The organism is Synergistaceae bacterium (assembly GCA_031272035.1).
Classification (GTDB): Bacteria; Synergistota; Synergistia; order Synergistales; family Aminobacteriaceae; genus JAISSA01.
This window is the reverse complement of record JAISUO010000029.1, coordinates 1-12,222: the sequence shown is the minus strand read 5'-3', so window position 1 is coordinate 12,222 and position 12,222 is coordinate 1. Positions and strand designations below refer to the sequence as shown.

The 12,222-nt window shown below is 51.0% G+C and carries 8 protein-coding genes; 7 read left to right on the top strand and 1 reads right to left on the bottom strand.

The annotated features are described in order from the left end of the window. The first annotated feature begins 69 nt into the window (after positions 1 to 69). Entirely contained in the window at positions 70 to 1,989 is a 1,920-nt protein-coding gene (locus LBR61_03275; GenBank protein ID MDR1731094.1) for a TRAP transporter permease, read from the top strand. Between the two features lie 127 nt (positions 1,990 to 2,116). Here LBR61_03275 and LBR61_03270 read toward each other — a convergent pair whose 3' ends face one another. After that, positions 2,117 to 3,631 carry an IMP dehydrogenase gene (locus LBR61_03270; protein ID MDR1731093.1) on the bottom strand — a complete coding sequence of 505 codons (1,515 nt, stop codon included), beginning with the start codon at positions 3,629 to 3,631 and terminating at the stop codon, positions 2,117 to 2,119. Positions 3,632 to 3,979: 348 nt separating this feature from the next. On the opposite strand from LBR61_03270, the gene LBR61_03265 reads away from it, so the two are divergent. The 6 genes from LBR61_03265 to LBR61_03240 all read left to right on the top strand — a co-directional run bounded on the left by LBR61_03265 (position 3,980) and on the right by LBR61_03240 (position 11,977). Beyond that, entirely contained in the window at positions 3,980 to 5,515 is a 1,536-nt protein-coding gene (locus LBR61_03265; GenBank protein ID MDR1731092.1) for an ASKHA domain-containing protein, read from the top strand. A gap of 166 nt (positions 5,516 to 5,681) precedes the next feature. Continuing rightward, positions 5,682 to 6,980, top strand: coding sequence for a nickel-dependent lactate racemase (larA, locus tag LBR61_03260; GenBank protein ID MDR1731091.1), 1,299 nt, complete (start codon positions 5,682 to 5,684; stop codon positions 6,978 to 6,980). Positions 6,981 to 7,072: 92 nt separating this feature from the next. Then, positions 7,073 to 7,789 (top strand): GntR family transcriptional regulator, encoded by a 717-nt coding sequence (locus tag LBR61_03255; protein MDR1731090.1) that lies wholly within the window; start codon positions 7,073 to 7,075, stop codon positions 7,787 to 7,789. A gap of 155 nt (positions 7,790 to 7,944) precedes the next feature. After that, entirely contained in the window at positions 7,945 to 9,249 is a 1,305-nt protein-coding gene (locus LBR61_03250) for an aspartate aminotransferase family protein (GenBank protein MDR1731089.1), read from the top strand. Positions 9,250 to 9,276: 27 nt separating this feature from the next. Beyond that, positions 9,277 to 10,470, top strand: a complete 1,194-nt coding sequence (locus tag LBR61_03245; protein MDR1731088.1) for a M20 family metallopeptidase — start codon at positions 9,277 to 9,279, stop codon at positions 10,468 to 10,470. 103 nt (positions 10,471 to 10,573) lie between these two features. Beyond that, a complete protein-coding gene (locus tag LBR61_03240) occupies positions 10,574 to 11,977 on the top strand; it encodes an AbgT family transporter (protein MDR1731087.1) in 1,404 nt (467 codons plus the stop codon). Positions 11,978 to 12,222: the final 245 nt, after the last annotated feature.

Here is a 12,222-nt window from a genome sequence, read left to right as displayed (position 1 = left end):
ATGAACAGGCTTCAGGGATCCGTTTAAGAAGCCTGTTCTGTGTTTAGAAACAGGGAGGAGAAGATTCTGTTGTCTGATCTGAAAGAGATATTCTCGCGAGTCAGAATAAGAAAACGGGAAATAACTGGCCCCTGGGCCTTTATAATCACGACGGCGGCAATCTTCATGTCTTTGTTTCACATGTATTTCAACAGTTACGGTTTGTTGCAGGCCGTCCACTTTCGAGGCTATCATCTGGCCTTCGTTCTTTTTTTAACCTTCCTCTGTTTTCCGATGAACAGAAAGAAACCCGCTCCGGACAAGCCCGCTGTTTATGATGTCGGTCTGGCATTTATGGGTCTCTTTATTACCATTTATATGGTATACCGCTACAAGCTGTTTTCGATAGGTGTTTCGCGAGTGAGCGTATTTGATTATTCTGTGGCGGTCGTCGGAATCATTCTTGTGTTGGAAGCAACTCGAAGGGCCGCCGGGTGGCCTCTCGTCGTTCTTTCAATTTGTTTTTTACTGTACGCCCATTACGGCAATTGGTTCCCCGGCAGTTTCAAAATCGTTCCTTTTTCTGCCAGGCGAATCGTTTACCAAATTTTTTATACCGACACCGGCATCTTCGGAACAGTATTAGGGGTTTCAGCCACGTTTGTATTTTTATTTATCCTGTTCGGAGCTTTTCTGGGAGAAAATGGATCTTCCGAATTTTTCAACGATGTTTCAATGGCTTTTGCGGGGCATCGTCCAGGAGGGCCTGGAAAGGTTGCCGTCATCGCAAGCGGCTTAATGGGGACAATCAGCGGAAGTGCTGTCGCAAATGTGGCCACTACCGGGACAATAACTATCCCGCTTATGAAGCGAATAGGTTATAAACCGGAGTTCGCGGGAGCAGTCGAAGCAGTCGCTTCCAGCGGAGGAGGAATTATGCCGCCCGTCATGGCCTCAGCTGCTTTTATCATGGCCGAACTGCTCGGCATTCCCTACTCCAGAGTGATCCTTGCGGCACTCATTCCAGCCCTTCTTTATTATTTCTCTATTTATGTCATGCTCCACCTGGAAGCGAAACGGCTGCGACTGGACGGTTTGCCAAAAGATCAATTGCCTTCGTTAAAACATGTTTTATACACCAGAGGACACCTGGCAATTCCATTGCTGTTGCTGATCGTGGTTCTCTCGATGGGATATACCCCTCTTTTTGCTGGATTTTGGGGAATTATACTCACCATCCTCATTTCGGGGCTGCGAAAGGAGACGCGACTTTCTTTGCCAAAATTGTTTCTGGCACTTCGCGAAGGAGCTTTTGCGTCCCTGGTTGCCGCCATTACCTGCAGCGTTGTAGGGATCGTTGTGGGCGTCACATCGATGACGGGGCTCGGAACCATGATCGTTGGGAATATCGTGGCGGCAGCCAATGGGCAACTGTGGTTAGCACTGATTCTTACAATGGTGGCCTGTCTGATTTTGGGGATGGGACTGCCTCTTGCCGCCTGTTACATTACCGCTGCAGTTATGGCGGCGCCCGCTCTGATCACGTTGAAAGTCCCCCCTGTCGCTGCGCATATGTTCGTCCTGTATTATGCGATCATGTCGAATCTGACTCCTCCTGTAGCTCTGGCCTCCTTCACTGCGGCGGGCATCGCTGACTGCAACCCAAATAAAGTGGCTTTAACCGGTTTAAGACTGGGTATCGCAGGATTTCTGGTTCCTATCATTTTTGCCTATTCTCCTGTTCTTCTGTTTGAGGGATCCTACACCCTGTTTGACATGGTTTCAGTGATTATTTCAGCGCTTATCGGCATATTCGCTTTAGCCTGCGCCGCAGAAGGATACCTGCTGTCCAGCATAGGGTTATTGGGTCGTCTCGTTTCACTTATTGCTTCTATTCTGCTGATCATACCGGGGTTAATAACGGATTTTATCGGATTGGCCCTGTTCACATCTGTTGTTGCCAGTCAGGTAATAAAAAATAAGCCTGATTCAAAGAAGAAGAGTGAATAATACCAATTTGAAGTCAAAAGCCATTTACACAAAACAGCAACAGTACGACCGCAGTTCGAAAGGCCACGGTCGTACTGTTGTTTTTGAATCATTCTTTTTACTTCTATTATTTTTACTTACTTCGTTTTTACTTCAGGGGGAACGGCAGTCCCGCGTTGTCCTTCAGATAGACGTCATGGGGGCCTCCCTCGACGAGGCTGGAGGGGGACACCAGCGTGAGACGGGCCTTCCTCTGAAACTCCGGAAGAGTGAGGGCCCCGCAGTTGCACATGGTGGAACGGATTTTGTGCAAAGAGACGCTCAGGTTCTCGTGCAGGTTGCCGGCGTAGGGGACGTAGGAATCGACGCCCTCCTCAAAGGCCAGCCCCTCGACGCCTCCCGTGTCGTACCTCTGCCAGTTCCGGGCCCGAATCGACCCTTCTCCCCAGTATTCCTTCATATAAGTGCCCCCAACGAGGACCCTGTTGGTGGGGCTTTCGTCGAAACGGGCAAAATAACGGCCCAACATGCAGAAATCGCTGCCCATCGCCAGAGCCAGGCTGATGTGATGGTCATGAACGATGCCTCCGTCGGAGCAAATGGGAACGTAAATGCCCTTTTCCTCGAAATACTCGTCCCGGGCCCGGGCGACCTCAATGACGGACGTGGCCTGGCCCCGCCCGATCCCCTTCGTTTCCCGGGTGATGCAGATGGAACCGCCCCCGATGCCCACCTTTACGAAATCGGCCCCGGCCTCCGCCAGAAAGCGGAATCCATCCCGATCGACGATGTTGCCGCCTCCCACCCGGACCTCGTCGCCGTACCTGTCGCGAACGAACTGCAGGGTCCGCCTCTGCCACTCGCTGAAACCCTCCGAGGAGTCGATGCACAACACGTCGGCCCCGGCCTCCACCAGAGCGGGAACCCGCTCCTGATAATCCCGGGTGTTGATCCCCGCCCCCACCACGTAGCGTTTGCTGGCGTCGGTGAGCTCCAGCAGATTTTCCTTGTTGGAGGTGTAATCCTTCCGGAAAACCAGAGCCACGAGTTTCCCCTCCGCGCTGATCACAGGCAGGGTGTTCAGTTTATGCTCCCAGATGATGTTGTTGGCTTCCTTCAGGGTAGTCCCCTCGGGCGCGTAGATTATCTTCTCGACAGGAGTCATAAACGTATGAACGGGGGTGGAGGGCTCCATGCGGGTGACACGGTAGTCCCGCCCCGTTACAATACCGATCATTTTCCCATTATGGCTTCCATCGTCGGTGACCGCCACCGTAGAATGGCCCGTCTTCTCCTTCAGCAGCAGCACGTCCTTCAAAGTCTGATCCGGACGAATATTCGAATCACTGGTGACAAACCCGGCCTTGTGGTCCTTCACCCGCCTCACCATCGCCGCCTGCCGCTCCACGGACTGGGACCCGTAGATGAAGGAGATTCCCCCTTCCTTCGCCAGGGCGATGGCCATCGTATCGTTGGAGACGGCCTGCATGATGGCGGAAACCAGCGGAATGTTCATGGAGAGCGCGGGGTCTTCCCCTTTTCGAAAACGGACCACCGGCGTCCTGAGAGAGGTGTTTTCCGGAATGCACTGCGCCGACGAATACCCCGGAATCAACAGATATTCGTCGAATGTACGCGACGGCTCACTGTAATAATACGCCATTACGTTCCTCCATCTTTGATCGATCCATTTTTAACCCTTTCATTTCTAACCCCTTCATTTCTGACATATCTGCCTTTAAAATCTCCACTGCTCCAAGACCCGCCGCGCCGCAACAAATCCGACGGATCGAAAATACACCTCAAATTGAATTATATTTTAACCCTGTCTTCGAGAAATGGAAGTCCAAAACGGAGGGATTTCTGCGCCGGTTCGAAGGGGGCCGGCAGGATCTTTGCCCCTGCCGCGGCCCGAACGGCCTGATCCGCGAAGGCGCGGGGCCATTATTGACAGAGCCGATTCCGGAGAGTACTCTCTCCAGAAAAACTCGAAACGGGAAAGGTCGTATCAATGTATCCTTTGGAAAACATGAAATACATGAAAAACATGAAACATACCGTAAAAATCACCTTTACCCGGGAGAAGGTGGAAATCGAAGTTCCGGAGGGCACAAACCTGCTCAGCGCCATGAGAGGCGCGGGGATTTTCGTCGAAACTCCCTGCAACGGCGCGGGGCTCTGCGGAAAGTGTCTCGTCGACTTGGACGGACGCCCTCAGCGGGCCTGCTCCTGCGTCGTGACCCGGGACGTTCGCGTAACGACGCCCCCTTCGAAGGGAAAGATCGTTTCGGCCGACGAAGGAATCTCCGCCGGGTGGGAAACGGACGACCGCGATCGCGCTCACGCTCACGAAAACTCCGGGATGGGGCTGGCCGTGGATCTGGGCACCACGGTCATTTCCGCCTGCCTCGCGGATCTGCGTACAGGAGAAACCGCCGCCAGAGCTTCCTGCCTCAACCCTCAGACGGAGTATGGAGGCGACGTCCTGACCCGGGCCGGATTCTGCCGGGGAAAACCGGAAAATCTGAAAAAACTGAGAGATCTCGTCCTCCAGGCCATCAACGGCCTCGTCGAAGAAATGATCCGGGACGCCGAGGAGCGGAGATCGATCCGCCAGGTTTCCCTCGCCGGAAATACCATAATGGAACATATTTTCGCGGGATTCGACCCCACGCCTCTGACGGGCGTTCCCTTCCAACCGGCCTTTGAAGGCGCCCTTGAGCTTCCTCCGTCGGGCCTCCGGGTCGCGCCGGACGCCCGCGTTTTTCTGGCGCCCTGCGTTTCCGCCTTCGTCGGCGGGGACATCACGGCGGGGATCGCGGCTTCCGGGTTCACCCGTGAAAAGGGGAACGGGCTCTTCATCGACATCGGGACCAACGGGGAAATCGTCCTGCGCCTGAGGGGGAAGATGTACGGAACTTCCACGGCGGCGGGCCCCGCCTTCGAGGGGATGAACATCTCCTGCGGCGTCCGGGCCGTTCCGGGGGCCATCGAAAGGGTTTTTACCGACGAAACGGGAAAAATCACCTTCGAAACCATCGACGGCCTTCCGCCTGTGGGGGTCTGCGGCAGCGGGCTCCTGGACCTGACGGCGGCGCTGCTGCGAACGGGGATTATCGATGAAACGGGCTTCATGGCCCGGTGTCCCGACGGACAGTATCCACTGGCGGAGGGGCTCGCTCTTTCCCAGAAGGACGTTCGTCAGGTGCAGCTCGCGAAAGGCGCCGTGGCGGCGGGGGTAACGACCCTGCTGACGGCGGCGGGAGCTTCTTACGAAGAGCTGGACTCCCTCAGCCTGGCGGGGGCCTTCAGCTTTCACCTGAACCTCGAAAGCCTGAAGACCATCGGGCTCATCGACCCGCGTTTCCGGGGGACGGCTCGTTTCATCGGCAACACCTCTCTGGAGGGGGCGAGGCTCTCTCTGCTCAGCCGAAAATTTCGGGAAGAGCTCCTCTCCGCCGCCCGAAAGATCAAACCCGTCGAACTGTCCGGCAGAAGCGATTTTCAGGAAAATTTCCTGAAAGCCATGCAATTTCCCCGACTCTGAGGTTATTTATCTGAGCTTTATCTGAATGCTTCCGATTGGCACCTGATTTTTTCCTGCGGGTTTAAACAAAATTTTAGTAAAATTTTAATCATTGACACAAAAATAAAATACTGTATACTTCGCCTAATATCTAAAATTTCAGGTTCAATTTCGGGGGTTGTTATGCTTGTATGATCTTCATTACGAGTCTCAATTCGCTGTTTATAATGACCACGAGGAACATAGAAGCATTCGCGTTCCAGGGGAGTATTGCCTTGGACTCTTCGAAGCGGGCGATCCTCCTTTGATGCAGGATGAAACCGCCTGCCTGAAATCGTTGCTCTTTCCCACTTCCGGACCGTCTTTGCCCGAGATTGTCAAAAAAAAAGACGCGAAGACCGCCGCAATTATGATTTCTGATGTCACGCGCGGCGTTCCCACTCGAAAAGTGGCGGCGCATCTGGTGGATCAGTTGAGGGACGCCGGAATACCGGATGAGAAAATAACGTTCTTTGTCGCTCTTGGAGTCCATCGTCCCGCAACGGATGAAGAAATGAAATCTTTTATCGGCGAAGAAACGTACGGACGTGTTCTTATTGAAAACCATGACGCTTTTGATCCGGAAAAACTCATTGATCTTGGACAAACGTCACGGGGTACAAAAGTGAAATTGAACAAAAAAGCCTATCTTTGTGATGTCAGGATTACTGTGGGTAAAGTGGAACTGCATGAAATGGCTGGTTTTTCAGGGGGACGTAAATCCATTCTCCCAGGGATCGCCTCCGAGGAAACCATTGTCTTCAACCATCGTCCGGAGATGATATTCCATAAAGGAACCGGTGCGGGAAATTTGGAAGGGAATCCCATTCACGAGGACATGCTGGAGACGGCAAAAATGTTCGGCGTGGATTTTGGAGTCAATTTCGTAGTCAACAACGCAGGGCAGCCCGCAGCTATCTTTTCCGGCGGTCTTGAAGAATCTCATATGGCTGCTGTAGAGTGTTTGCAGCGGTTTTGTAATGTCATTCTTCCCCGAAAAGCGGACATATTCGTCATTACTCCGGGCAATCCCCTGAACTGCGATTTCTATCAGGGCGTCAAGGCTCTGTTTGCAATCCAGCATGTTCTGGCTCCCGAATCCGTCGTTTTATTGTACGGGAACTTTCCGGAGGGCATTAATTCAGAAGATTATGTTGCGCCTTTCCATAAATTCCCGGACAGTTTTCAGAAGGCCAGAGATTATGCGTGGAATAATTACAAAATACAGATGGATCATACTCTGCCGACCGCAGATATTTTGATGCAGGGAACAAAAATTGTCGTGTGCAGCGATAATATTCCCGCGGATGAGATCAGCGCGCTCGGAATGATTCCGCATTCCGACCTCGACAGAGCTGTCGCCGACGCCATAACTTTATCGGGAAAGGAAAAACCTGCCATCGCTTTTTGCCCGCATCCACAGAGAGCGATCATCCGATACGCCTGAGAGATTCTATTAGACGCTTACTGTATTGATCCCCGCGGAGGGAGAAGATATATTCTGGAAGGAGGAAATAAAAATATAAAGGGTGATTTGCTTTGAAAAACTTAAAATTTGAGCGGGAACGTATTCTGCTGTTGAGTGAAGTCGCGAGTAAGCTGATCCTTGAAAAAATTATCAATAATGAATTGAAACCTGGAGAACGCCTGGATATAGACCAATTGGCTCAGTTGCTGGAAATGAGCCGGACTCCGGTAATTAACGCGTTAAAAGAGCTTTCGCAAAAAGGATATGTGACGATTCATTCACGCAGTGGAAGTTATGTACGGGCTTACTCCAGGTATGAAATGGAAAATATTTTTGATTTCCGAGAGGTTATGGAGCGGCTTGTAGTGAAAAAAGCGGCTGATCTCGCGGACAAAAATGTGTTGAAAAATTACAAAAACCGTTTTAATGAGCTGTGTATTAAATTTGAGGAAAATCATTGTAACCTGGATGACTTTTTTAAATTGGAAATGGAGTTTCATCAGTATCTGATGCAACTGTGCCCCTCTGTAATCAGTATGAAATTGCAGGATTTAGTGGATTTGACGAAAAGAATTCGTAAACTGCACCTCCAGTACCTGATTGAAAGGAGAGGAGAGAAAGGAGTTACAAAATCTGAGTTGCAGATTCATCTGAAACTGGCGGAAGCGATTATGAACAAGGATTATCAGACGGCTGATCAACTTATTTTGGACGACATCAGTATCACAAAACTTCAGGTATTGAATCTTTATGACGAAATAGAAGCTTTTGGGCGGCTCTCTGAATAACCTGTATTCAGAGATAAGGGGTATTTAATGCTATAGAGCAGATATGAAATCTAAAATTTTACATTTCATAGTCCTGGACATTTTGTGTCGCGGATAAAACGCGATTGGTGAAAGGAAGATTATCTGTGGAGCATCGAAGCAGTGTTTTTCATACGATGGTGAATAAGAAAATTCCTACGGTGGCCCGCGCTCAGGGAATGTATCTTTACGATACCGATGGAAAGGAATACCTCGACTGCGCGGCGGGCATTGCGGTCGTCAACATTGGGCACAATGTTCCGGAGGTCATAGACGCTCTCGCCGAACAATCCAAAGCGGTTTCATTCGTTTATGGAGGCACATTTACGAGTGAGGCGCGGGAACGTCTCGCCCAACGGATCATTGACATGTCTCCCGAAGGAATGAGCAGAGTGTTCTTTTGTTCGGGAGGATCGGAGGCAATTGAATCGGTTATCAAGATCGCGCGGCAATATCATATCGAACGGGGCCGCCCTCAAAAATATAAGGTCATTTCGAGATGGCAAAGTTACCACGGCAACACCATTGCCACGCTTTCTGTGGGAGGCCGGCCTTCATGGCGGCAGCGGTATAGCCCCTATCTTCTCGACGTTCCTCATATTCCGGCCTGCAACTGTTTCCGCTGTCCTTATCATCTCGACTATCCAACGTGCAATATCGTTTGCGCCTGTGAGTTGGAACGCGTCGTAAAATACGAGGATCCTTCGACGGTATCCGCGTTCCTTTTGGAGCCTGTCATTGGAACGACTTCCGCCGCCACCGCGCCTCCGAAAGAATATTTACCGATAATACGCGAGATATGTGATCGTTATGACATCCTGCTTTGCGCCGACGAAGTCATAACAGGTTTCGGCCGAACAGGTTTGAATTTCGCAGTCGACCATTACGGCGTCAAGCCGGACCTGGTTGGCATTGCAAAGGGCATGGCCAGTGGTTATATGTCTGCCGGAGGGGTCATCGTTCACCAAAAAGTCGTGGAAGCTGTTGAAAACGGGTCGGGAGAACTGGGGCACAGCTTCACTTATTCAGGGAATCCTTTGATGTGCGCCGTTTCCGATGCCGTGCTCAAATATCTTGTCGAAAATAAGCTTGTCGAACGTTCCGCAAAAATGGGTCAATACTTCCTCAATAAACTCAAAACTCTGGAAGAATTGCCCTGGGTGGGACAGGCGCGGGGCATCGGACTCCTGTTGGGTGTCGAATTTGTGGCCGACAAAGCCTCCCTTGCACCAATGGAAAACAAAACTCAATTCGCATCGCGCGTCGCAAAATATTGTTTTGAAAACGGAGTGATGATTACATCGGGGGTTCCGGGCTGTGTTGACGGTATCGTCGGAGAAAGCGTGCAGATCGCGCCGCCTTTTATCATCGAAGAAAAGCACGTGGACATAGTCGTAGAAACGCTGAGAGAAGGAATCACCATCATTGGGAAACAATTATAAATTTTTATGTGAGGAGGGCGAAGTTGTGTGAACGAAACACTGGAACGGATTGTCAAAAAAGTCGATCAGGAGGAACTGACTGCTTTTCTTAAAAAAGCGGTGCAAATTCCAAGCGATATCGAGACACCCGGTGAAGAAAGCGAACTGGCGCATTTTATTGCAGAAAAAATGAAGGCCGAGGGAATTGAAACCGAACTGCAAATGACGACCGGAGTTACGGGCGAAAGCCCCAACGTTATAGCGACCCTGAAAGGTACAGGAGGCAAAAGCGTTACATTTAACGGGCATATTGACGCTATTCCGCCCTTGGACATGAAAGACCCCTATTCCGGTCGTATTGAAAACGGCCTTTTGTACGGTCGGGGAGCGAGCGATATGAAGTCCGGCATTATCGCGATGGCTTACGCCATGATTGTCATAAAACGCTCCGGCGTGACGCTTCCTGGCGACCTCGTCCTCTCTGCCGTCGTCGGAGAAGAATATGGCAGCTTTGGCGCCAGGAATTACGTAACGCGAAAACCGCTCCCGGATTATGGCGTCTGCGGCGAACCTACCGGCCTCAAAATCGGCTGCGCGCAAAAAGGACTGCACTGGTTCGAGTTCAATATCCCTGGAAAACGGGTTCATTCAAGTGTTTCCTCACAGGGAGTCAATGCCCTGAAGCGATTGAATCAGCTTATGACATTGATCAATGAGGAGCTGGAACCGAAACTGAACGCGCGGACCCATCATCTCCTGGGCTCGTCTCTTGTAAATCTGGGAAAAGTCTGGGGCGGCGAACAGCCTAATGTTGTGCCGGGAGATGCACATCTGCAGATCGAACGGCGTTATATTCCGGGAGAAACTTTGAACGGGGTTATAGCTGAACTGCAGGAACTGGTCGATAAGCTCAACCTTGAAGACCCTCAGTATAACATCACGTTTGAATCTATGCCGTACAGCCTCTTATGCAGCAAGACGCCCATGTATATTCCAGAAGAACACCCCATCGTGCAGGCGACCCGACGCGCAGGGGCAGAACTGGGAAAAGAACCTGAAATTATCGGTGTCCCCTTTTGGGGAGACGCGGGGGTTCTTTACGACGCCGGCGTCGAATGTATTCTGTTCGGTCCGGGTAAAGTCGTCGACGCGCATTCCGCGACAGAACGCGTAGACCTGAATGATGTATGGGAGGCCGCTAAAATTTACGCCATGATACCATTTTTGCTGGGTCGAAATTAATCAGAACTGAAGAAAGCAACATTTACAGCTTCAATCCAATTCAATCCGTTCGAACAAACTAAATTAAGAAGTAAAAAAATTATAAGTAAAGAAGGTTTTGAAAATGACGGTCAATGAAACAAAGAACAAAACGAAAAAATTCTCCGTTCCTCCAGCTTTTGCGCTTATGACATTCATGATTTTTATTGCCGTGGTTCTGTCGTGGATCGTGCCGGCCGGGAGCTTTGATCGCGCGCCCAACGCCTCCGGAACGATGATGGTCGTGCCAGGAACATACCATGAAATTGCTAACAAACCCGCATCGGTATGGGATGGTTTTACGGCTATTCCCAGAGGACTTGCAGGATCAGCTTCGATTATCTTCGCCGTTTTCCTGATCGGCGCCTCCTTTACTATCATTGAGAGAAGCGGAGCGATTCAGTCCAGCTTGAGTAAAGTTACAAAATTGTTCCACGGGAAGGAACTATTAATGATTCCCATTATTATGGCCGCCCTTTCCGCTATGTGTTGTTTCATCGGATTGCTGGAACTTTCCATGGTGATCATTCCCATCATGATTCCAATCTGCCTGGCCCTGGGATTCGACACCCTGACTGCGGTAGCCATACCATTGATAGCCACCGCTGCCGGTTTCGGCGCGGCTGTGGCAAACCCGTTCACCGTCGTTGTCGCGCAGGGAATCGGTGAGCTGCCCCTTTACTCCGGCGCGGCGTACCGTACTGTCTGCATCGTGATCATAACGATCGTGGGGATTCTCTATGTCCTGCGCTACGCGAAAAAAGTGCGCCAGACCCCCACATCCAGCATCATGTATGAAAGAGACAAAGAACTTCTCAAGGAAAATGCAGGCGTTTCCTACGAATCGACAGGACGTCGCAAACTGGCTCTTCTTGTGATGATTGCCGGATTTATCGCCATTATTATCGGTGCGATGCAGTACAAATGGGGTCTTACGCAAATCAGCACCACCTTCATCATTATGGGCGTAGTTATTGGCGCGATTACAGGACAGGGGATAGAGGGAATTTGCAGCAATTTTTCGGCGGGACTCAGCATTTTTTCATCGGCAGCCATGGTCAGCGGCTTTGCTCGAGCCATAACGATTATTTTGGAAGATTCCTCCATCATCGACACCATCGTCTACTACATCGCAAACGCAGTTCAGGCCTGCCCTTCTTCTATAGCGGCAGTCGCCATGCTTGTTTTTCAAACGTTTTTCAATTTTATCGTTCCTTCGGGTTCCGGACAGGCACTGATCACCATGCCCATAATGCTTCCTCTTTCCGACCTCATCGGCGTCAGTCGTCAAACCGCTATTCTCGCTTACCAGTTCGGAGACGGATTTTCCAATATTCTTTGGCCGACTCTTGGCTACCTTTGGGCGTGCATTGGCTTCGCGAAGATAAAGTATGAAGAGTGGTTCAAATTTATTCTTCCGCTGATTCTGCTATGGTACGTCGTGTCGGCCATCCTCGTTTTTGTGGCCCATGCCATCCAGTGGGCATGACTCTTCTGAAGCACAAAACAATCCAACCGCGTGGCTGACGATTTCACAGGCGCCAGCCACGCAGCTTTTTTCTGCGGATATACCTCTGTATTGTGGCGGCAGGGGAGAAACCTCCGAATTATAAACTTTCCCTATAGCCCCAGCGCTTCCGTGACCGGCGCGTAAAAATGCTTTTTCATCAGGTCCAGAGCGCCGTGGGTATCGTAACCGGACCAGAGCGGGTCGGAGTCCGGAGAGAGTCGCAG

Bases quoted from the DNA above. Each gene is read 5' to 3' on its own strand.
- LBR61_03270 (MDR1731093.1), bottom strand. From the start codon at position 3,631: ATGGCGTATTATTACAGTGAGCCGTCGCGTACATTCGACGAATATCTG.
- LBR61_03265 (MDR1731092.1), top strand. From the start codon at position 3,980: ATGTATCCTTTGGAAAACATGAAATACATGAAAAACATGAAACATACC.
- LBR61_03250 (MDR1731089.1), top strand. From the start codon at position 7,945: ATGGTGAATAAGAAAATTCCTACGGTGGCCCGCGCTCAGGGAATGTAT.
- LBR61_03240 (MDR1731087.1), top strand. From the start codon at position 10,574: ATGACGGTCAATGAAACAAAGAACAAAACGAAAAAATTCTCCGTTCCT.